The 18,344-nt window shown below is 48.8% G+C and carries 28 protein-coding genes and 2 tRNA genes; 26 read left to right on the top strand and 4 right to left on the bottom strand.

The genetic code is table 11. The features are described 5' to 3' along the window. Positions 1–569: 569 nt before the first annotated feature. The gene (locus ACYVBJ_RS15375) at positions 570–773 is read left to right on the top strand and encodes a hypothetical protein (RefSeq protein ID WP_460983194.1); all 204 of its coding nucleotides are present in this window, start codon (positions 570–572) and stop codon (positions 771–773) included. A 318-nt stretch (positions 774–1,091) separates the two neighbouring features. Here the strand turns inward: ACYVBJ_RS15375 and ACYVBJ_RS15370 are convergent, their stop codons facing one another. Beyond that, entirely contained in the window at positions 1,092–1,568 is a 477-nt protein-coding gene (locus ACYVBJ_RS15370; protein WP_460983193.1) for a hypothetical protein, read from the bottom strand. Between the two features lie 122 nt (positions 1,569–1,690). Here ACYVBJ_RS15370 and ACYVBJ_RS15365 point away from each other — a divergent pair, with 122 nt between their 5' ends. From ACYVBJ_RS15365 to ACYVBJ_RS15285, 17 genes are all read left to right on the top strand, one after another. Then, positions 1,691–1,999: a hypothetical protein gene (locus tag ACYVBJ_RS15365; protein ID WP_460983192.1), complete on the top strand. Its 309-nt coding sequence runs from the start codon at positions 1,691–1,693 to the stop codon at positions 1,997–1,999. Between the two features lie 54 nt (positions 2,000–2,053). Beyond that, positions 2,054–2,284 (top strand): hypothetical protein, encoded by a 231-nt coding sequence (locus ACYVBJ_RS15360; protein WP_460983191.1) that lies wholly within the window; start codon positions 2,054–2,056, stop codon positions 2,282–2,284. Next, a complete protein-coding gene (locus tag ACYVBJ_RS15355; RefSeq protein ID WP_460983190.1) occupies positions 2,281–2,442 on the top strand; it encodes a hypothetical protein in 162 nt (53 codons plus the stop codon). The genes ACYVBJ_RS15360 and ACYVBJ_RS15355 overlap by 4 nt, the downstream gene beginning before the upstream one ends. Further along, a complete protein-coding gene (locus tag ACYVBJ_RS15350; protein WP_460983189.1) occupies positions 2,435–2,719 on the top strand; it encodes a hypothetical protein in 285 nt (94 codons plus the stop codon). Before ACYVBJ_RS15355 ends, ACYVBJ_RS15350 begins: the two co-directional genes overlap by 8 nt. Then, entirely contained in the window at positions 2,709–3,113 is a 405-nt protein-coding gene (locus ACYVBJ_RS15345; RefSeq protein WP_460983188.1) for a hypothetical protein, read from the top strand. The genes ACYVBJ_RS15350 and ACYVBJ_RS15345 overlap by 11 nt, the downstream gene beginning before the upstream one ends. Beyond that, positions 3,088–3,285, top strand: coding sequence for a hypothetical protein (locus ACYVBJ_RS15340; RefSeq protein ID WP_460983187.1), 198 nt, complete (start codon positions 3,088–3,090; stop codon positions 3,283–3,285). The genes ACYVBJ_RS15345 and ACYVBJ_RS15340 overlap by 26 nt, the downstream gene beginning before the upstream one ends. A gap of 83 nt (positions 3,286–3,368) precedes the next feature. Next, positions 3,369–3,442, top strand: a tRNA-Met gene (locus ACYVBJ_RS15335). Positions 3,443–4,203: 761 nt separating this feature from the next. Continuing rightward, positions 4,204–4,920 carry a hypothetical protein gene (locus ACYVBJ_RS15330; protein ID WP_460983186.1) on the top strand — a complete coding sequence of 239 codons (717 nt, stop codon included), beginning with the start codon at positions 4,204–4,206 and terminating at the stop codon, positions 4,918–4,920. Position 4,921: 1 nt separating this feature from the next. Then, the gene (locus ACYVBJ_RS15325) at positions 4,922–5,182 is read left to right on the top strand and encodes a hypothetical protein (RefSeq protein WP_460983185.1); all 261 of its coding nucleotides are present in this window, start codon (positions 4,922–4,924) and stop codon (positions 5,180–5,182) included. A 10-nt stretch (positions 5,183–5,192) separates the two neighbouring features. Continuing rightward, positions 5,193–5,537: a hypothetical protein gene (locus ACYVBJ_RS15320; protein ID WP_460983184.1), complete on the top strand. Its 345-nt coding sequence runs from the start codon at positions 5,193–5,195 to the stop codon at positions 5,535–5,537. Positions 5,538–5,621: 84 nt separating this feature from the next. Next, a complete protein-coding gene (locus tag ACYVBJ_RS15315) occupies positions 5,622–5,963 on the top strand; it encodes a hypothetical protein (protein ID WP_460983183.1) in 342 nt (113 codons plus the stop codon). Then, the gene (locus tag ACYVBJ_RS15310; RefSeq protein ID WP_460983182.1) at positions 5,956–6,246 is read left to right on the top strand and encodes a hypothetical protein; all 291 of its coding nucleotides are present in this window, start codon (positions 5,956–5,958) and stop codon (positions 6,244–6,246) included. Before ACYVBJ_RS15315 ends, ACYVBJ_RS15310 begins: the two co-directional genes overlap by 8 nt. After that, positions 6,212–6,868 carry a hypothetical protein gene (locus tag ACYVBJ_RS15305; protein WP_460983181.1) on the top strand — a complete coding sequence of 219 codons (657 nt, stop codon included), beginning with the start codon at positions 6,212–6,214 and terminating at the stop codon, positions 6,866–6,868. Before ACYVBJ_RS15310 ends, ACYVBJ_RS15305 begins: the two co-directional genes overlap by 35 nt. 11 nt (positions 6,869–6,879) lie before the next feature. Beyond that, positions 6,880–7,272 (top strand): hypothetical protein, encoded by a 393-nt coding sequence (locus ACYVBJ_RS15300; protein WP_460983180.1) that lies wholly within the window; start codon positions 6,880–6,882, stop codon positions 7,270–7,272. Between the two features lie 12 nt (positions 7,273–7,284). After that, positions 7,285–7,656 carry a hypothetical protein gene (locus ACYVBJ_RS15295; RefSeq protein WP_460983179.1) on the top strand — a complete coding sequence of 124 codons (372 nt, stop codon included), beginning with the start codon at positions 7,285–7,287 and terminating at the stop codon, positions 7,654–7,656. Further along, the gene (locus ACYVBJ_RS15290; RefSeq protein ID WP_460983178.1) at positions 7,649–7,939 is read left to right on the top strand and encodes a hypothetical protein; all 291 of its coding nucleotides are present in this window, start codon (positions 7,649–7,651) and stop codon (positions 7,937–7,939) included. The genes ACYVBJ_RS15295 and ACYVBJ_RS15290 overlap by 8 nt, the downstream gene beginning before the upstream one ends. 35 nt (positions 7,940–7,974) lie before the next feature. Further along, complete coding sequence (locus ACYVBJ_RS15285; protein ID WP_460983177.1) at positions 7,975–8,322, top strand: hypothetical protein; 348 nt, start codon at positions 7,975–7,977, stop codon at positions 8,320–8,322. A 97-nt stretch (positions 8,323–8,419) separates the two neighbouring features. Here ACYVBJ_RS15285 and ACYVBJ_RS15280 read toward each other — a convergent pair whose 3' ends face one another. Further along, positions 8,420–9,739, bottom strand: a complete 1,320-nt coding sequence (locus ACYVBJ_RS15280) for a pYEATS domain-containing protein (protein ID WP_460983176.1) — start codon at positions 9,737–9,739, stop codon at positions 8,420–8,422. A 335-nt stretch (positions 9,740–10,074) separates the two neighbouring features. Further along, positions 10,075–12,387 carry a VWD domain-containing protein gene (locus ACYVBJ_RS15275; RefSeq protein WP_460983175.1) on the bottom strand — a complete coding sequence of 771 codons (2,313 nt, stop codon included), beginning with the start codon at positions 12,385–12,387 and terminating at the stop codon, positions 10,075–10,077. 263 nt (positions 12,388–12,650) lie between these two features. Here ACYVBJ_RS15275 and ACYVBJ_RS15270 point away from each other — a divergent pair, with 263 nt between their 5' ends. The 5 genes from ACYVBJ_RS15270 (at position 12,651) to ACYVBJ_RS15250 (ending at position 14,756) form a co-directional block, all read left to right on the top strand. Further along, entirely contained in the window at positions 12,651–13,232 is a 582-nt protein-coding gene (locus ACYVBJ_RS15270) for a hypothetical protein (RefSeq protein WP_460983174.1), read from the top strand. A gap of 88 nt (positions 13,233–13,320) precedes the next feature. Continuing rightward, positions 13,321–13,704, top strand: coding sequence for a hypothetical protein (locus ACYVBJ_RS15265; protein ID WP_460983173.1), 384 nt, complete (start codon positions 13,321–13,323; stop codon positions 13,702–13,704). Between the two features lie 2 nt (positions 13,705–13,706). Next, on the top strand, positions 13,707–14,156 hold the full coding sequence (locus tag ACYVBJ_RS15260) for a hypothetical protein (protein WP_460983172.1): 450 nt from the start codon (positions 13,707–13,709) through the stop codon (positions 14,154–14,156). A gap of 20 nt (positions 14,157–14,176) precedes the next feature. Continuing rightward, the gene (locus tag ACYVBJ_RS15255) at positions 14,177–14,650 is read left to right on the top strand and encodes a hypothetical protein (RefSeq protein ID WP_460983171.1); all 474 of its coding nucleotides are present in this window, start codon (positions 14,177–14,179) and stop codon (positions 14,648–14,650) included. Between the two features lie 4 nt (positions 14,651–14,654). Beyond that, positions 14,655–14,756, top strand: a tRNA-Ser gene (locus ACYVBJ_RS15250). A gap of 88 nt (positions 14,757–14,844) precedes the next feature. Here ACYVBJ_RS15250 and ACYVBJ_RS15245 read toward each other — a convergent pair. After that, on the bottom strand, positions 14,845–15,078 hold the full coding sequence (locus tag ACYVBJ_RS15245) for a hypothetical protein (RefSeq protein ID WP_460983170.1): 234 nt from the start codon (positions 15,076–15,078) through the stop codon (positions 14,845–14,847). A 142-nt stretch (positions 15,079–15,220) separates the two neighbouring features. On the opposite strand from ACYVBJ_RS15245, the gene ACYVBJ_RS15240 reads away from it, so the two are divergent. From ACYVBJ_RS15240 to ACYVBJ_RS15230, 3 genes are all read left to right on the top strand, one after another. Further along, the gene (locus ACYVBJ_RS15240; protein ID WP_460983169.1) at positions 15,221–16,711 is read left to right on the top strand and encodes a S49 family peptidase; all 1,491 of its coding nucleotides are present in this window, start codon (positions 15,221–15,223) and stop codon (positions 16,709–16,711) included. A gap of 90 nt (positions 16,712–16,801) precedes the next feature. Then, complete coding sequence (locus tag ACYVBJ_RS15235; protein ID WP_460983168.1) at positions 16,802–17,872, top strand: hypothetical protein; 1,071 nt, start codon at positions 16,802–16,804, stop codon at positions 17,870–17,872. 91 nt (positions 17,873–17,963) lie between these two features. Next, positions 17,964–18,311 carry a hypothetical protein gene (locus ACYVBJ_RS15230; protein WP_460983167.1) on the top strand — a complete coding sequence of 116 codons (348 nt, stop codon included), beginning with the start codon at positions 17,964–17,966 and terminating at the stop codon, positions 18,309–18,311. Positions 18,312–18,344 lie beyond the last annotated feature (33 nt).

Raw genomic sequence — 18,344 nt, 5'->3', positions numbered from 1 at the left:
ATGGCGGTGGTCAACAAACTGCTTCGCCAGGCGTATGCAGTGGTTAAATTCAACGAAGACTATGATCCGAATTATCAGCCCGTTATACGCTCTTTAACTTGACTTTTAACACAGTTCATGTTAACTAAACGATAAAGTTAGCCTTCAATAGCAACTACCCATAGGCAAGTTTCACAAAGCTATGATAGTTTTTGTTTCAGTGTATAACTAACTACTATTAGTTAAATTACAGAAAGTATAGGATCAACTAGTAGTGTCTATGTCGAGAGTGGCCTCCAGAAATGGAGGCCTTTTTTTGTCCTTTTAGGGAGCACCTCCATGCCGGACTTTCGTGGCAGATCAATCAAACAACCACAAAAGCACTCGAATGAGCGGATTAATACTAGGAGGCCTCTGAAGTGTAGAAACCAGTTACGCCATGCAACTACATGGCATTATCCAGCCACGGCTGGCAGCAGGGCGGGATCCTTTGCCTCATTCATTTTTTGCCACGCATCCATCGGCCACCCTACCTGCCAGTGAGAACACCGTAATGGCTGGCACATCGGCTTATTATTCCTACGTAGCCGATGTGTACACTACCTCTGGTGTGTGTGATTCCCCTACAGGGAACACTTTCCAGATACGGCCTTTGCTCCTGGGGTTATGAGGATCTGGCTGGCATCATTGAGGTCGCTAACCAGCTCGATAGTGTGCAGGCCATTGTTTTAAAAATCGACTCTCCAGGAGGAGCCGTGAATGGTCAGGCCGCGGAGATCCTTGTGGAGGATTAAACGTTACCAGTCGTTGGCACCATCGGCACCTTACTCGCATATATGGATAATAGCGTTGAGCCTACCCCACGAAAGCACTTGTTTAATGGTTGGGGTATGTTTCCGAATGGTGGACAGCGCTCTCTTTTCGCCTGTTCCCATATAGATTGCTCAATTGTAGATGAGCAAGTTATGGCATTAAGCCATAGAAAAAGCCACCTTTTTGGGGTGGCTTTCGGTAATTATCAACTGGTTTGGCAGAGAGGAAGGGATTCGAACTACCTCTATATAAAGCCTTAATAATAACCGTGTTAATCGCGTGGATTAACAGGGTGCCACCTACTTTGCCACCGGCTCCGCAAAAAAATTTGATGGTGCTTCAAGCAGTTTAACTAAACCGTTGAATGTGTAATCGCGCACCATTAAATCGAATTGTAAATCACCAGTGTAAAGTGGTTGATAGATAGCACCCTCAGGCTTTCCCAGTAGATCCAACAGCTTTTCAATTTGCCTGTCTTTAACTTGAAGTTGTTCTCTTAAGATTCTAAGTTCTGACAGAATCGCTTCGATTCCATTAGTGTCTACCGAGTGCTCCCTACTTGATTTTTTACTTGCCTCTGGCAAGAAGTAATCATCCTTCAAATCAAGTGCTTTACTTAAAGCTAGTAGAGTCGGAACTTTATAAGTCCCTCGTTCTACCATCCTATAAAATCCAGATTCTGACATGTCTATGGCTTCAGCTACAGCTTTAACAGTCTTAAGAGGGCTGTCAGGCTGCCGTATCCTAGACTTGACCAATTCAAGTATCCTATCCATAATAATATAATTATCAAGTTTTACTTGCTTAATGTAGAGTTTTATTATACTATTGCACTACCAATTCTTGTAGTAGACGCTACAAATTAGTGTCCCAATTGCAACAAATGCAAGTATTGACTATGCAAACGGCTCAAAATTCTTCTCTTAGTAAGAATGCATTATGGGATAAATACCGTGATGCAGACAGCTTAGTGCGGGATGAGATTATGCTTGAACTAAAGAAGGCAGGTCTTTTTCGGCATTGGTGGGGTGTGGCCAGTAAAGCAAGCTATGACTTGCATAAAGCAAAGGCACCTTTACGGGACATATTCGTCAAGTTACTACCTGAGTCTGCCCCCTTGTTTGGACTGCCCCCTGTCAAGAAAGTGACAAAGCAGCCTGTAAAGCCAAAGGCAGATGGTACACTAAACCTGTTTGAGCAACCTTAAACCATACCATAACATTTGGAGTCATAATCCCGTCCCCTTAGTTTCCTTCAGGATTTGTTCAAACAGATCAAGGAAGCCAGTCACGACGACACCCGCTGCGAAGCTGAGGCTTTGGAGCAGTACGCACCGCACGAGCGGGAACAGCAGTGGACGATTACCGTATCAGGCCCCTGGATTGAGCTAGGGCCAATATTTGAAGCCAAGAACGTACGTGTCCTGGACATGAGCTGCAAGCGATCCGGAGCGAATACGACTGCTTACATTAAGTCGGTGCTGACGCTATGAAGACGCTCGAATACATCGGCCCATTCTGGCCCGCACTGGCCTTTCTGTTAGCGATTGTATTAGGCGTGCCTGGCGTGTGGTTAGTGATGATTACCTGGCGCGAAAACCGGCGTGCAGACAAGGCGATGAACACCTTTAAACCGCATCGCCATGCCTAGCCCAAACACAGATTTTGTAGTCAGCTATCACGTTGACGAGGTGCTGACTATTGATGCCGCACCCCTAACCCGCTGGCAGCGATGGCAGTTGATTGCCGAGATTGATCAGTACGTCGACCGGTACCAGCGGTGTTTGAATTATTGCCGCATTCGCAGTGAAACCCATCAGTTGTTGAGTGAGAAGCTCCGGGCTTTACGTCTCAAGCGCTTTCAGGTATGGAATTCCTTTTACCCGGCCTATCAGCGAGCCATAAAAATCGGATTCTATGCAGTTTGAGATCGATAATCTAACCGACCTGCTGGAGCCAGGCGAGCACAACGTAGTGTATACGCAGTTTGGCCTGGGCGCTGACTTTAACGAGCGAATGGATAAGCTAAACGATGCCGTAACGCTCCATTTTGGCCGGTTAATGAGTAAGCTGTATGGCACACACAATCCGGATCAGTGTACCACCAGTGCCCTACTAGCGACTACGCTAGGCATGGTCGATCAGTACGTAAAGCCCCAAACACCGGCAGAGCTTGTCTGTACAATTTACCTGGTCAGTATGCTGGTCTGCCACATGGAGGAGGCCGTAGCAGCCAATATTGAGATGGAACAGCAGCGCCAGCTGCAACAGGTCAAACCCTTAATCACAACATTTCATGGAGGAAATTCAGCAACAGCTTAATGAGCTGGCCAGGCTGACGCGTCTTATGCGCGAGGCTCAAACGAAATATTTCAAGACGAAGACCCCTGCTGCACTCAGCGAGGCCAAGCAGAAAGAGTCCGCCGTCGATACGTTCTTGGCAAAACTCCCTGATCCGGCCCGGCCGGTGCAGGGGCAGTTAGTCTTAGGTTAATTTCATCACACAATAGGTAATCAGGATTGGCGTCCTGGTCTCTGGGACGCCAATTTAAACACATTGTCATAGGAAACAAATCTGGCGGGGTAGCTCAGTTGGCAAGAGCGTAGGTTTCATAACCCTGAGGTCGGCAGTTCGAACCTGCTCCCCGCTACAATTGGCCGTCGTGCGGTTGGTCTGCACGGTAAAGTTCGGATAGTTCGGTAGGTAGTAATGCCTGGCTGATTGGCTCCGGGACGCTAGCAACACGATACAGCTGGTTGCTTGGGCTATCTGGGAAACGATGGCAGGGAGGGGTGCGGATAGAGGGTAGGTACAGCTTAGGGGTGCAGACTGCCCATAGGCGACGGCCGAAGCAGTAGTTCGAGTCTACTGCCCGCAGCAAGTCAACTGGCTTTCTGGTCTGGTTGATGGTGTGGATAGATAATACGGCAGCGCCGGGGCCAGTGGCCCCGGCCGCTCCTCTGCCCACACAAGTAGTGTCCACTTATAACACACGAGCACATGTTACACGCGTTTAACCCGCCTTAATTCCCCCCGTACGATACCGCCATTGGATGCCAGATTCGAGTTGCAAATCGAGCCTGTTAGGAATCCTACGTGCATTCCGTAGCCGCTAGATCAGCTGAAAAAATCATTTTCGGCGGTCAACCAGGAGAGATACTGCCTAGCCGTTTGGCTCTTTTTTTGGGTCCCGAATTGCAGTTATTCGGTTAGGGTAGATCATACTCAAAAGTTAGTCCTGGTTAGTCTAAGGTCTCAACTGTTGTCAACCTTAGGTTAACCGTTAACAAGTTAGGAGCGCGCGAAAAAAATCGAAAAAACGACTCCCCACTTATCCACATATCAACACCCGGCATAGGCCAGATACGCGCCTGTAGTGACCTGTTTTCTCCCCTAATTTTCAAGTTTAGCATGAATCAGCCAGCCCAATACGCCCGCAAACCCAATACCGGCTCTCCAAAGTTTGAAGCCGATCCGCTTAACTCAACGTTCCGCTGGGAGCTTCATTTAACCGCAGGCCACCCCTTAAACCGGGTGCCTCTGATGGATGGCTACAGCAAGGGCATAGGCTTCGAGAATCCAAACCGGGTGGAGTTACTGCACCGGAAACTGATGAACCCCCTGCTGCCTTATCTGGGGCGCTGTGATGCCATCATCGTCTTCGAGCAGAATGCCGCCCTGCCTAAGCCCTACCATAAAGCCTTGATCGAGCTAAAGCCCCGCTCCTTCAAAACGTTTGAGTGGGTCCAGCAGGATCAGTTTATCAATGATTTTCTGGAAGCGTATTATTCCGAGTATGTGCGCAAAGGCACCATGCCCGCCCTAGAGGATCGGCGTAAGAATGTACGACAGCAGTTTTATATCCCTGAACTGGATCACAGTAAGCACAACTTTAAGAGCCTGGAGGAATTAACGCAATTCTGTCAAAGCCGGATCGAGAAGTATTCAGCCACGTGCATGAATGACTGGTTCACCAAGCACTCCGACTTTCAGCCTGAGCTTTTCAATGCCGACATCGAAGAGGCTTTAACCCACCGGGTGCATTCATCGCCTACCTACGAAGGGGCCCAGGCTGCTCAGGCGATGCTCCAGAGTATGTACAGCAAACATCAAACGAACCGGAAATAACATGAGAGAGCAACTGATAACCCTGCTTATCGCCGATAATCAATTGTGCACAATTAATCTGCGCTACGTGCAAACTATGGAGTCGGCTGGTGATGGCACCCGTATCACCTTCAGCGATGGTCGGGTCATCCGAGCCAGCCATAAGCTAACGGAGATTACGGAATTGATCAATCAAGCCCAAACTTTCATGCCCTCGGCATTGCCAACGTATCTCTTAGCGCGGCATAAGGACGAACAGGCAGAAAATGAGAGTCAAGACTGATTAGCCCCCCATGCTGACCCTAAAGTTGCACCCCAACGAGTTCAAGAGCCTGATGCAATTCCTCAGATTGATGCAGGATGTACACGGCCCGGTACCGCTGATGCAGCGCCATCTGGCCGGCATGGTCTTGATTGGATACCTGGAGCGCTGGAAGCCTCACCAGATTCTGGCCTGGGGGCAACGCCGAGTTGACAAAGCGTACCGGCTTAACCTGCCGCTGACGGTGGCCAGAGCCTTGTATCAGGAAATGCAGTGTTCTGAGCTGATAGGTTGGCAACAGATCGTGCTCAACAAGCTCGACCAGGCGCTGATCAACTATCAGGACCCGAGCCGTATCGATCACCTGCTTTTATGAAAAATCCCCCGACTGCCCTACAGACCGGGGGAAAACCGAGCAATGTAACCACACGCGGCCCAGCCGCAAAGCTAGGGAATTACCATGAGCAAAGTAACCCTCTCCGGTGCGGATATTATACGCGGGCCACCTGGCCATCTTCGTGCCAGTGCGCGGGAAATGATTACACGACAAAAATGGGACCTGCGCACTGGTTTTTTAATCGAAACCGACAACCACAAGCCCTTATGCCCTATGCCTCCTTTTGACCTGGAAACCCAGAACTACGCCCAGATGGATCTGATGCTGCTGCATAAGCTGAAAGCAGCCCTGAAAAATCGCGTAGCCAATCCCAAAACCAACTGGGAAAAATCAAGAGCGCCCGAACACTACCGGGCCATTTCTGAAGAACTATACTGCCGGAAACGGCTTCCTGCACATGCTTGATTCTGAACAACTGGAACCTGACGAGGACGAACAATTTACAGTACGGCCAATCTCAACGGTTATCGCTGTACTTGTGACTATTACCTGCATTTTGATTGTCCTCAACTACGTAAAAATCATTGACTGGAGCTGGCTCTGGCTGACCGTCCCCCTGTGGGGACCTGTGGCGCTGTTCGTCGCCATCGGATCAGGCGTAGCCCTGATCTACCTAATTGGACGCATTATCAACCTGTTTACCGCCAAAAATCATGATTCACGAGACACCAAGCCCACTGGCCGGTAAGACGGTTCAGATAAAGTCATACGTATCCGAGTATGGTGGCCAGATCCTCGAGGTTGAGGACTGGTGGGACCGGATTGCCGGTAGATCCTGGGTTGAAAGCGAGGATAGACCCGAAACGAGGATCTATCCCTTCAGAGCCGGTTTTGAGCGGTTAACCCCTGACAATGACGTGGTATTTGGCAGTATTGGTGACAACAAGCTGCTCATGCACCTGAGCGAACTGGTTACCGATGAGCCTCTGTCCCTTGTCGATCTGTCTGAAAATGCCGTTAACTGGACTTACTATCAGTGTATGACGGTAAAGCCTAACGATGAGAATACCATTCTGGTGGCAGGTGTTCAGGGAGGTGCCCAATTTGAACCCGCGCGAATTGAAACGTATCGGCCGCAGATCCTGCACTACCTGGAACAACTGCCGCAGCAGTTCCGCAAATCGGGCGGTGGTGGCTGGAGCTTTCTCAATATGAACGAGGATAAGGATGGTCGGCAATGGGCGGACTTGCACATCTCAATGGACAAACTTATCTGCCTTGGCAAAGCGATCGGAGTATTGACAACCACTCCAAATGATCTGAACGAGGCTCTTCCGGGCGGCATGCCCTACGTATTTCTTGATTTATAATTCGTATCCCGATGGAAACCCAAACCGCTAACCCCTACTGCCTGGCGCAGTACGTAATTCCCAATCCAGTCGACAGAAAAAAACAGGCGAACGAATATGATGCAGATCCTATTCTGCAACGCCTGCCCGAACATCTGTTAGAATTCATTAAGAACGTATTCGATGACAAGGCAGACTTGGCGCAGTTCGTAGATAAGTACCCCCATCCAAATAGCTTTTTCCTGGCTCTATGTAAGGAGGCTGATCAATTTTGCCCTGGACGTAGTACGTCCGATTTACTGGCTAAACAGCTAATCTGTGAGCGGATGTTTCACTCCTTTGGTAAGGCGCTAAAGACTATAGTTGCTAAGGAACTGGGTGGTAGTCTGATTTTAGAAATCCTTCTGTCAAAGCTCCGGAGATAATCCCCTAAGGTTATGCACGATTGTATCCACTGCCAGAGCGATTGTTATTGCTCTGGCGACATCGACGATATCTACATGGGCGATGAGCCCAACTGCACCGGCTGTGACGAATGCCGGGAAGCGGATCTTGACGATTCGGACGATGACGAGTTCGATGATATTGAGGTAAGCGATGCTAGTACCTGTAGACAATGCGGCTGCCATACGTTCATGGCCTGCAACCATCCGGATCATGGACCTTGCTGGTGGGTAGAACAGGCAATTATTGATGCTGAAGGCGCAATACTCAAAGGCCCCTTATGCTCCCACTGTCTGATGGAAAAACAAAAGGCGGTAGAACCGAATTCGGTCGATCGGCCGTGGAAGGAGGTAAGTCATGAATAGTGCTGAAGTATCCACAAAAAAGCCGATCGGCTTTCAGGCAAAAGCCAAATTGATCAAACTGGCTAAGCCGGTTGAGTACCGTATGCAGTCGTTTGAGGTAAAAGCGGGAACGGTTGTGCCGCGTACAGCAAAGACAGACCGGGTTGTGATTTCGTATGGGTTTCGCCAGGCAGACAGCAAGCCTGAAACCAAAGTGTTTCCGGCCAACAAGGAAGGCATGTGTGTGTCGTGGCTTCAGATCGGTGAGGCACTGGGGGGCATCCGCCAATTGCTGACGTGTTAAAACAATTTGGGTATGCCCTGAAAACCTGATGCGCTATGTCCATCGACCGAAAGAACTATCCACCCAACTGGGAAGAACGCAGCCGCCGGTTCCGGGCCGAGGTTGCCCATGATCAGTGCCAGCGTTGCGGGGTAACACACGGAACGGTGTATCCGAAAGGCCCGGACCTGAAAAGCGAATACCCGGCTACGCGTATTGTGATTGTTATGATCAACACCGCGCACCGGTACCGCGACGTGAGCCGCAGTGACGATGAGGATCTGATTGCCTTATGCCCCCGCTGCCATGCTTATTACGACCTGGACGATTCACTAGCCAAACGGTCGTATGGGGTCAATTACGCCGGTGATCATCAGCTTAAGCTATTTACCGGTGAAGAATGAGACGTAAAACCTGGTAGGAGCCAAACGGTCGGTGGGTTGAAGATCGGTTGCCGAACAAGTTCATTACCCGCAATCATTTTCGGTGTGTAGCGGCCCTTTACCGACTAAGTAGCTGACACATATTAAAGCTAAACGTTCGTTCATCGCCGTTATCAAAATACACGTATGCTTTCACCCTATTTACGCAGCCCCAGCCCCTCCAACTGACAACAAAACCCGCATTCTTGTTCTCGGAAGACAAGTCCATGTTTTGAAAGGTTGGGTGATCAGGTTTATAGACAATCTTTTTAACTCGATCCTTGATCTGGTCTATTCCGTCTAGCCTAATTTCATACATGTACTTTGTTTGATTGTTAACTACACCAGCAGAAGTTGCCGTAACAACGGGCCGTAATTCTTCAACAGATGAATACGTTTCTTGGGGTACTTCTCGCAGAAGCTGATCATCATAGAAAAATCCGAAATTACCACCACTAGCAATTAATACACTTTCTGGCCAATCGCAGGAATCATCGTATAGATTAGCAATCAGTTGAACTTGATGTTGTCTTTTTGTAGTACCGTTGCGTAAAGCCGTATAAGGGATTTCAATTAAAAAATAACGGCTTATATCTATCTTATCTTCGTTCATTTGGAAGATAACCTTGTCCATAAACGGGTTATTTGCAAATTGTAATAACTGTCCATCAACTTTGATCAAAATCTCAAACCTTATTCCTTTCCCAGCTACATTGAAAATGAGATTTATAGGATTTACCTTAAAATAATAAGAGTTTTTAACTCTATCGTAGAGGTTATGCTGTATTTCTAGTGCTATACTTTTATCCGAAGGTCGTGCATTTTGATAAGCTGGAAGATTGCTTGATTGACCTACATATTCAGTTACGGGTGGACTTACCACGATTTGGTTAAATCTAAATTTATAGCTAAACCCGTCTGTATCTATTATTTCGAGTGTAGGCCCATGTTTTGGACTAATTCTCTCCATCACTTTAACACCATCTTTGGTAATGCGGGTTCGCACACCATTACTTACTCCCAGATCTTTACTAAACCGAAATTCGTTTAAGTCTTTCGTCCGTTGTGCAATCCCTCCTGTCCTGTTAAAGACATGATTAAAGAAACTTTTTCTTCTATTAACAAGAGTAGTGGATCCTTGAATCAAATTTTTAATGACATTTTTAGTACTGTATACAGCAGTTGCAAGTATTGGTAAACCGATGTTGCCCCCCCCACCTCCATCTGTACCTTTTCGTTGGTTTGACGGCGTGCGGTCTGGTTTTTCAGGTTTTCCTAAATGATCTTTTGGCGGCTTTTCTTTTGGCTTTTCTTTTGGAGATTCGGTAACCGTTGATCCGGGATGATCAACTTTTAAACTCGGTCTATCACCGGGATTGGATTGGCCTAAAACATTCAAATTAAGAACGCTTACTAGAATGCAGATATAAAGCCTCATAAATCCTCTTGAGATTAGAGTTACCCTGTTTTTTTAAAACCTGTGTCTTTTAGACTTACCCTCAGTGAAAATTGTAATCAATCAAATGAGAAGCCATTGAGCAATAGACGAAATAGCTAAACGATAGTCACTTATCTACAGATTGCGATGCCTGGTTAAAAGACACTCCAGTAGTGTGGCAATTTTGGCGAAACTTTTTCATGACAGATACCACATTAGTCACTATACAAAAGCCGCATCTATAGCATTAGACGCGGCTTTTTGATGAAGTATAGCAAATTAAGCAGTGAGCAATGCTAGAAAGGAGTGAGCGCCCAACTATGAATTTTAACTTTAGCGTCTTTTGCTGGGTTAGTGAATGCCGCTAATTGGATCCTCCGTAGAGCATTGGATTGCTTATTGACAACGGTCAACAGTTCATATACGCTTAACACGTTTGTATTTTCCGTATGGTAGATCGGCTGATCCATATCGTCGACGTAGATCAGGAATTCGATTCCTGTCGTTGCTTTATTCCGCAGACTAACTTTGACCTTATGCGTTTTTCCGTCGAATAGCGAGGGGATCGATTTATTGACAAGCACCTTCGTTGCTTGTATACCTGCTTGAATCAATGTTTTACCGTCTTTAGCACCAATACCTAGTGGACTGTAGGTAGATGATTTTTCCTGAATCATATTAACCTGGACAAACATCTCAGACGTGCCCGAAAACTCATAGGTTGATTCAAAGCCATTCAAGAGGTTAAACGGTTTAGTAAACCCAATAGCGCTCGCTGGATTTCGCTCACTATAACTAATTTCGAAAGCGGGCCCTACAAGTTGTGCATTGTTCCTGACATCCAGCTCGGTTGGAGACTTCGAGAAATCCGTAAGAGCAAACTTCTCACTATAGGATTCTTCAACGGGTACGAGTCGCTCGGCCCAGACGGATGCCCCTACAAACTGCTGATTGTTGGTGACAGCCACGTCAAATACGCAATTGCTGAAATATGGCTCATTTTTAATGCCAGCATTGCGGCACAGCGTTTGGGCCCGTCGGGTTGCCTCTAGGCTAGTAGTGGGTTGGCTTTTGGGAAAGTCGAGCTTAGTGTAGCTCTCGGTTGATTTACCGCTGGGGTAATACAGCAACGATTCTGCCTGAGTGATGCGCCAGCTGTTGGCGTAAGCGGGATAAAGTTGACTAAACTCATTAGCGATTGTTCGTCCATTACGAATCTGCAAATCATTTTCGGTATTGCCATCGTAGTTGCCGATCAGGCCAATGATCTTGCCTTTCCGATTGTCTTTCAGGTAGAGGATGTAGTCTAGTAAATAGCTGTTGTGAAACCGTACTCGAACCACGTCGCCGTTTGAAGTAACAATGTCCAATGTATAATACGAACCGTCTACCGTCCTGACTATATATGCGTTGTTTTGAAGGGATAACTGGTTAAAGTTGAGATCATGGACCTTGCCATTGATATATAACCAGTCCGGGTTAGCCGTAATGCAAACTACATCGGTTCCCGTTTGAACGGCAATCGCAGTGTTTAAGGTGGCTACGGATGTATTGGCAAGATCTTCCTGACGAACCTGAATTTCAAACTTGTCATCTGTCGTTGATTTAGCAAATATGAACTCACCGTGGCCGTGAAAATCATAATGCAGATTATCCGCGGTGGTCAAGTGCGGATCTCCCGTGCTACCCCCTGTTGGGGTTCTCCCACGGGTAGGATTTTCCTTCTGGTGATTAGGGTCGGATGGGAAGAGCAGTCCAGAAATTGTATCCGCTACATCGATTATACAATCGATTTTACCAGTAAAATCAGTTGCTGTCAATATAGAAGTAAGGCAGCTTAGTAAAGTTTGGGTGGCATCATCCAGACCCGTTTCTTCACATTTACCATTGAAGAAATCTTTAAAATCTTGAATTGCACTTATACAGGATAACAAGGTGTTGGCAATATTCAAGCTTCCGGCGACCGCGCCGATTCCGGAGGCAAACTCGGCGACCGTCAAGGATAAGGATAGTGCGCAACTCGTATAACTCAACGCTAAATGAACCATATTGGCCTGAGTTAAACACAAATTGACCGCATAGGATCGACGACCACCCCGGGCTAACGTCTGCCCATTTTCCTGAATCCTTTTCAGGATTGCTACTGCATTGGCATCTAACGTAATCTGCCGCTTGGCAACAAGCACTGCATTCGTATTTCGATCAACCAACTGCATGTTTACCTTGCCAGTGGCCAGATCGTATCCATCGTAAATAACGGCTTGGTGCTGCGTCTGACCGTGCAGGTCTATCTCGGTTATAAGGTTATCGCTGGAAAGCTTAACCCGCACTACGACCGGATTCTTAGGCGAATAGTAAACGATGTCAGAGATGGCAGATAAGACTCCTCCTGCATTTTTTTTACCAAACGCATAGGCAAATTCGGTCCCTAACGAATCGATAAGTGCAAAACCGAGATCTGTCTTTTTATTGACAATGGAATAGAGTTTATACCGTGACGATTGAGTTGACTGATTTGGAGTCGGAACAACGGTATTTTCCTGGGGCTTCTGACAAGAATTGAAAAAAACGAACAACAGGAGCAAAAAGGAAGCTAAAAGTCTTTTCATACAACTGGTGTGGTAACTAAGGTTGAAATGTAAAATTGTGAATCAGGTAATTATACTTTACTTGCCTGATTCACAATTTTACACAATATCAGCCGACTTCTTAGTTTCAGAAGGGTTTTAAATTCGATTTATTTAAGATTATTATCCTCATAACAAGTACATCAATTCACAAATAATTGTTACTGACTGGTAACATCGCCATAATAAAGTGAGTACTTCTCCTTATCTTCGACCTGTTTTCATCTGTACTCTCCGTAACACTAATGTACTTTTCTGAACCAGTCATCTTTGAGGTGCCGGTGCTGCCGCGCATCAAAAAGTTTATTGATGTAAAATTGCAGGACGCCCAAGGCCGTCCGCAGCCGATGCTCATTAGCCCCCAGTGTGAAGGGGCAGGTTTGTTCATGTGGGCGATGGCCCAATCCCGTAAAGTGATGATGCAGATCGGCAGCCATGTCCGTCGGCAGGAGTCAGGGACTCGCAGTGGTGGTGGCCGCATTTTGACGCCTGAGGATTTTACCGAAACCCTTGTCGTTGGCATCTGTGAGTTTCACCAATCGCGCCATCAGTATCTGTATAACGTAGCGGAACTGAACTCCATCTGCTCGTTCATTGACTACATCATTCTCAATGAAATGGTCAATACCTGTCAGCAGGCTCCCATCGACCCGATGCGGTCAATCAAGGTGTTTACCGATACGTATGATTTCTCAATGGAGGACTTAACCGAAGATTCCTTGAAACAAACCTACTTACGTGCCCGGAAAGGCGTCAGCGCCTTCAATTTTCATCCTAAGCTGGTGCATCAGAATCACTTTATGGCCGTAGGCGCAATGGCCGCCTAAGCCAGATGTCAACGCGGGTGTCGCGCCCCAATTTAGAGAGAGCCGGTAGGTTCGCAGTGTCAAAACTGCTTACCTACCGGCTTTTCTTATGTCTGACGATTCGCTAAAAACCATCGGTGGCCTACTGGTTATCTTACTCGTAGTTTTCTGCGTAACCGATTGTTGCACCGGCGCTCAGCGATTCTGCCCTGGTCAGGTCCGTCAGCACGTATTCCACCCTGCCTTCACAACAATTTCCTGCACGTCCGATAAGCACGGTAGTCACTGCCATACAGTATATCATCCGGCGGAATACCACCTGTTGGTCGACTGCCAAAAACCTAACCACATCGCCGATGTCAATACCGGCCGTGTTGGGTATGCCCTTTATCGGGACGATGACCGGGTAATTGTGGGCGAACAAATTGGCCGCTGGACAGGGATCATCTGGAGCGACTGGATCGAGCAAAAACAAACCTCTACTGATTACTAATCATGAAATCCGAAAGAACCACCGTACACGCAGACGTTATTGTTATTGGAGCCTCTAAAACGAGCGCCCGGTTAGCCCGCCTGATCTCGCAGATCGGAGCCACCGCCAATATTGTATTTACTCCCAGCCTGGAAGCGCTCAAAAGCTCAGAACACATCAAGCGGATTAGCATCTCGGCCAAAACGCTGGAGGTGTCGACCAAAGAGTTTGGTCAGGCGCTGAACATGTATCTGCATCCGCCCAAGCATAAATTTTATACGCTGGATGAAATCCGGACGATGAGCCGACAAATCAAGATTCTGGAACAGTGCAAGATAGCTACCCGGAAATCTACGCGCCGTCGGGATCATAACACACCACATCCCCGCATCATTGGCCTTAATTCAGCCTACACGATGCCGCAGTGGAACGATCGGCCGTCAACGCGGGTGTCGCGGGCCGCAGTCAGGTAGTAGGATAGGTTTGTATCACAATGATGGACCTTCTCTTCTCTGGTGGTAATAACGTAGGCGGGAATTACCTCATCCGCTTTACTCCGGTGGTCGGCATCCAGGCGATGCCGACACCGGCCACCAACGGTCCTACCACGCCCGCTACGTTTTACAGTGGCTACCGCTGGTTCGATTGTTACGGAACAGAAGGCACCAAAGCGTTTAGCGAGGACGAACAAACGACCGATAACGGCCCGATCTGGAACGTTACGGTAAACGCGTTTCTACCCGGCGATTCAGCCGAGCGCCGGCAGCAGCTGGCCGAACTGGTTCGACACCGGTTTGTCGTTGAAATTATCGACAATAACGGACAGCGCCGACGAGTGGGCAGCAAACTGGAAAACCTGGAGTTGTCGTATGAGTTCAAAACCGGAGCTGCTGCGGGCGATCGGCAGGGAGCTACCCTAAGCTTTAAAGGCCAGTTAACCCAACCCGCCCCCATTCTTACATATTAGTTTTAGAGAGGTGCCAGAATGGTTGAATGGAACAGACTGCTAATCTGTGGTCGCTTTCGCGACCTCCGGCCGGGCCGCCGGAGCGGTTCGAGCCCCGGTCTCTCTGCAATTTGGGAAGTTTTAAACTTGGTTAATACGGTTATTTGGAAAGCGCTGCGCCCGCTTCGGCGGTCCGATTTGGAGCAGCGCTTTTTTTATGCCACCGCCAGCCATCCTTTCTCAACCAGGTCTGCCACAAACTGGTCAGGGCAACTACTGGAGAGTCGCTGGCCACCGGTGAAATCCTGAAAGGTCATGGCGAAATGACGCATGAAGGTATTCACCGAACGGCTGTAGTGGGTACGTGTATTACCCATCAGAAAGTGTACTAGCTCGCGCGGGGATTGCGCGGGAAGTGGTCGCTCGCAACCAGGGATACGATAAGGCATAAGTGACAAGGAGTTACCGCTACGGCGGCCCGGGGAAACCTCGTGGTAATCTACTGACTGAGCAGACAAAGATAAGTTTTACCCTGAATGCGTCAACGCGGGTGTCGCGCCTGAGGGGTTGGAAGAGCGGCAGATTCGGCCCATGAATAAGCCCTTCCGGACCGTTTCGGCATTTATGCGCCACACCTGGCTGATCGAGCCAGTGTTCGCAGAACAGCATTTACCCATCGTAAATGCCTATCTGACCGGTTCGTTACCCCTAAAAGCCAGTGAAGACGACGAAGAAGAAAGTAGCGGTGAATCCATCACTCGCCTTGGTTTCGCGCTTGCTCCAACAGCAGCAGGCAGTGCAGACGCCCCAGCCCACCAAACCGCTACGGCGGACCGTCGCTACGCACTAGACGATCCGGAACTACCCGAAAACTCAGTTTTCGTCGTCGACATCCGGGGTGCCATTTTTAAAGAAAGCACCTGCTGCTCGTACGGTACCGAAGATTATTGCCGCGCGATCAACCAGGCGTACGCCAATGAGAAGATCATCGGCGTGGTGTGCCTCATCGACAGCCCGGGCGGTCAGCTCTCAGGAACGCCAACGCTATACGATGTCATTCGGGACCCCAAGAAACCAACCGTTTCGGTGGTCAACGAAGGGCTGATGGCCTCAGCTGCGTACTGGCTGGCCTGCGGCTCCGATTTTATCTACGCCACTCAGAAGACCGACCAGATCGGCTCAATTGGTGTTTTTGTGACCCTGCGTGATAGCCGGGAAGCCCTGGCCAAAGAGGGTATCAAAAACATTTCGGTTTACTCCGATCGCTCTACCCAGAAAAACAAACCGTACCTGGATGCCCTGGAGGGTGACACCACGCTCCTGCGCGAAGATCTCAACCAGGCGGCTGACCTGTTCCGGGAAGCTGTGGAAGAAGGTCGGGGTGCCCGCCTGAAGCCCGCCACCAAAGATGCTGACGTATTCAATGGCGGTCTGTTCTACGCTGGTAAAGCTATTGAACTGGGTCTCATCGACGGGTACGGCAACCTGGATACCGCCGTCGCTAAGGTTGTTGAGTTGCACACAAATCGCACACAACCTGATACCAGCACTGGACAAACAAGCCCTCAATCGGCTGTCGTTCAGACAAATTCCTCTGATTCATCTGCGCCCAATAGTGCGCCCATAACCTCCGCTCAGGAGGTCACCCCGGAGCCAGCAGCCCCTACGGCGGCTGCGGCTCCCTTAACGCTCAATTCCAACCCCAACCCCAATTCCAACGACATGTTAGGTTTAATCAGAATGACTGCACTAGCAGGCATTAAAGGTATTGCTGCGGCCGACGTAACAGCAGACCAGATTACGGCTATCAACGCTGAATTTGAAGCCGCTGGCTTCAACGTAGCCGTTGTCAGCGAATCAGATATCGTAGCCGCTCAAACGCTTCAAGCTGACCTCAATACAGCTAACGCAGAAATCACCCGCCTGAAGGGAGAAAACGAAAAACTCGGCAAACAGCCCGGTCACCTGGGCAGCAAGTCGGAGAAAACCGACGAGAAAACAGCCGGCGATTCTGAGGCCAGCGACATCAGCGATACCGATGCGGAGCTGAAGAAAATGAAAGCCACCCTCGGCATCAACTAACACCCCCATTCACTCATCGGACCGCCGATGCGGTTCCCCGCAACTGCTTTCGAGTACCCAACCGAACTTTTTTTTAACAGACAGAAGAAAATGCCACAAGTAAATGACATTCAGGCGATCCGCAACTATGCGGGCCAGTATGCCCCGACCATCATTGGTTCGGTGGTAAATGGCTTGGATATCGCCAATGATGTAACCGTTGTTCGGAACCTGACGGTACCGCGCAACCTGCCTAAATACAAAGGCAACAAGGGCCTTCGGCCGAACAACACCAGCATCGAAGAACCGAAGGGCCAGCATGGTACCATGTCGGTTCGGAAACTGGTACCGCATACAGCCATGAAGATCTTCAAGGTAATTCCGGAAGAGCTTCGTGATACGTATTTGTCGGAGCAGCTCAGCCCCAATGCCAAAGAATATCCGCAGGGTTTTGCCCAGTATTTCTGGCAGGAGCAGGTAAAAGTTGTTCAGTCTGAAATCAACGACAACAGTTTTGATTCGTTTGATTCGGAAGACATCCTGGCCTTCAACGCAGGTACGGCCTACACGGTTGGTCAGCGCTTCTTGTACAAGGACGATTTCTATGAAGTCGTAACGGCAACCACGGCCGGCCAGACACCGGAAACGCACGCGGTGAAGTTTGAGGAAGTCAACAACTCTTCGATTGCCAAAGGTTTCGGTACCATCATCGCCGAGGAGTACTCGACGCTGCCGTCAAGCAACAAGATCGCAACGGGTCTGATCACCGACACCAACGCCTACGACAAGATTGTCGGCTTCTACCGGGGTATTCCGGTCGCTCAGCGTAAACTGGGCGGTGTTGTCTACACCAGCTTCGATACGTACGACAGCTACATGATCCACGTGCAGAACAAATTCACCAACGGAACGAGCTACCTCGACGTAGAAGGCGAATTAGCCGGTTACATCTACGGCTCAGGCCGCCAGTGGAAGATTAAGCCCTGCACCTGGATGGGTGCCAGCAAGCGCATCATTGGTACCCGTAAGGAAAACCTGTACATGGGTACCAACCTGACGAGCGACTTCAGCTCACTGGGTAAAGTGGTGGAAACGCTGCACGGTTACAAGGCCATCATGAAAATGATCCTGTCGTACGAAATCGCCGATCTCGAATCGCTATTCGTCAACGACCAGGTATAAGCCACTCTCATCTGACTATTTCTAACCCATTCTGATCCGGGGCTGCTGAAAAAGCTGCAGCCCCGGATTAGCTAACCCCAAAGCCAAGATCATGGCTGATCAGGACCCAAAAGACAAAGAAATTCTGGAGCTGAAGACAAAGCTTCAAACGGCTGAAACCGAAAATGTAAAGCTGCAAAAAGAAGCTCAGCAAAAAGATACCGACCTGGCTACGGCCAACACGGTCATTACTGAATTAAAGCAGCAGCTGGAGAAGCAGCAGGGAGCTGTGCAGAAACATCCTCAACTGACGATTGGCAAACTAAGCTATGAGCTGATCTCGGAATTTATGTGGGCCGGCAAACTCGTTACGCTGAATCGCCTGAAGGAAGATGCCAAACTAGCCAAAGAGCTGGTGGATGAGGGCGTAGCGAACCTGCGCCTGGTTGAAAAAGCCTAAGTCTGTAATTCGCTCGACCAGGCCCTCTGCCTG

Source organism: Spirosoma fluminis, assembly GCF_054778895.1.
The sequence above is the reverse complement of the archived record's forward strand: the minus strand, read 5'-3'. Positions and strand labels throughout refer to the sequence as shown.

Bases quoted from the DNA above. Each gene is read 5' to 3' on its own strand.
- ACYVBJ_RS15245 (WP_460983170.1), bottom strand. From the start codon at position 15,078: ATGCCTTATCGTATCCCTGGTTGCGAGCGACCACTTCCCGCGCAATCC.
- ACYVBJ_RS15275 (WP_460983175.1), bottom strand. From the start codon at position 12,387: ATGAAAAGACTTTTAGCTTCCTTTTTGCTCCTGTTGTTCGTTTTTTTC.
- ACYVBJ_RS15285 (WP_460983177.1), top strand. From the start codon at position 7,975: ATGTCCATCGACCGAAAGAACTATCCACCCAACTGGGAAGAACGCAGC.
- ACYVBJ_RS15310 (WP_460983182.1), top strand. From the start codon at position 5,956: ATGCTTGATTCTGAACAACTGGAACCTGACGAGGACGAACAATTTACA.
- ACYVBJ_RS15255 (WP_460983171.1), top strand. From the start codon at position 14,177: ATGATGGACCTTCTCTTCTCTGGTGGTAATAACGTAGGCGGGAATTAC.
- ACYVBJ_RS15345 (WP_460983188.1), top strand. From the start codon at position 2,709: ATGCAGTTTGAGATCGATAATCTAACCGACCTGCTGGAGCCAGGCGAG.
- ACYVBJ_RS15355 (WP_460983190.1), top strand. From the start codon at position 2,281: ATGAAGACGCTCGAATACATCGGCCCATTCTGGCCCGCACTGGCCTTT.
- ACYVBJ_RS15265 (WP_460983173.1), top strand. From the start codon at position 13,321: ATGTCTGACGATTCGCTAAAAACCATCGGTGGCCTACTGGTTATCTTA.
- ACYVBJ_RS15370 (WP_460983193.1), bottom strand. From the start codon at position 1,568: ATGGATAGGATACTTGAATTGGTCAAGTCTAGGATACGGCAGCCTGAC.
- ACYVBJ_RS15320 (WP_460983184.1), top strand. From the start codon at position 5,193: ATGCTGACCCTAAAGTTGCACCCCAACGAGTTCAAGAGCCTGATGCAA.
- ACYVBJ_RS15290 (WP_460983178.1), top strand. From the start codon at position 7,649: ATGAATAGTGCTGAAGTATCCACAAAAAAGCCGATCGGCTTTCAGGCA.
- ACYVBJ_RS15235 (WP_460983168.1), top strand. From the start codon at position 16,802: ATGCCACAAGTAAATGACATTCAGGCGATCCGCAACTATGCGGGCCAG.
- ACYVBJ_RS15325 (WP_460983185.1), top strand. From the start codon at position 4,922: ATGAGAGAGCAACTGATAACCCTGCTTATCGCCGATAATCAATTGTGC.
- ACYVBJ_RS15375 (WP_460983194.1), top strand. From the start codon at position 570: ATGTGTACACTACCTCTGGTGTGTGTGATTCCCCTACAGGGAACACTT.
- ACYVBJ_RS15270 (WP_460983174.1), top strand. From the start codon at position 12,651: ATGTACTTTTCTGAACCAGTCATCTTTGAGGTGCCGGTGCTGCCGCGC.
- ACYVBJ_RS15230 (WP_460983167.1), top strand. From the start codon at position 17,964: ATGGCTGATCAGGACCCAAAAGACAAAGAAATTCTGGAGCTGAAGACA.
- ACYVBJ_RS15365 (WP_460983192.1), top strand. From the start codon at position 1,691: ATGCAAACGGCTCAAAATTCTTCTCTTAGTAAGAATGCATTATGGGAT.
- ACYVBJ_RS15305 (WP_460983181.1), top strand. From the start codon at position 6,212: ATGATTCACGAGACACCAAGCCCACTGGCCGGTAAGACGGTTCAGATA.
- ACYVBJ_RS15240 (WP_460983169.1), top strand. From the start codon at position 15,221: ATGAATAAGCCCTTCCGGACCGTTTCGGCATTTATGCGCCACACCTGG.
- ACYVBJ_RS15330 (WP_460983186.1), top strand. From the start codon at position 4,204: ATGAATCAGCCAGCCCAATACGCCCGCAAACCCAATACCGGCTCTCCA.
- ACYVBJ_RS15295 (WP_460983179.1), top strand. From the start codon at position 7,285: ATGCACGATTGTATCCACTGCCAGAGCGATTGTTATTGCTCTGGCGAC.
- ACYVBJ_RS15340 (WP_460983187.1), top strand. From the start codon at position 3,088: ATGGAGGAAATTCAGCAACAGCTTAATGAGCTGGCCAGGCTGACGCGT.
- ACYVBJ_RS15350 (WP_460983189.1), top strand. From the start codon at position 2,435: ATGCCTAGCCCAAACACAGATTTTGTAGTCAGCTATCACGTTGACGAG.
- ACYVBJ_RS15300 (WP_460983180.1), top strand. From the start codon at position 6,880: ATGGAAACCCAAACCGCTAACCCCTACTGCCTGGCGCAGTACGTAATT.
- ACYVBJ_RS15315 (WP_460983183.1), top strand. From the start codon at position 5,622: ATGAGCAAAGTAACCCTCTCCGGTGCGGATATTATACGCGGGCCACCT.
- ACYVBJ_RS15260 (WP_460983172.1), top strand. From the start codon at position 13,707: ATGAAATCCGAAAGAACCACCGTACACGCAGACGTTATTGTTATTGGA.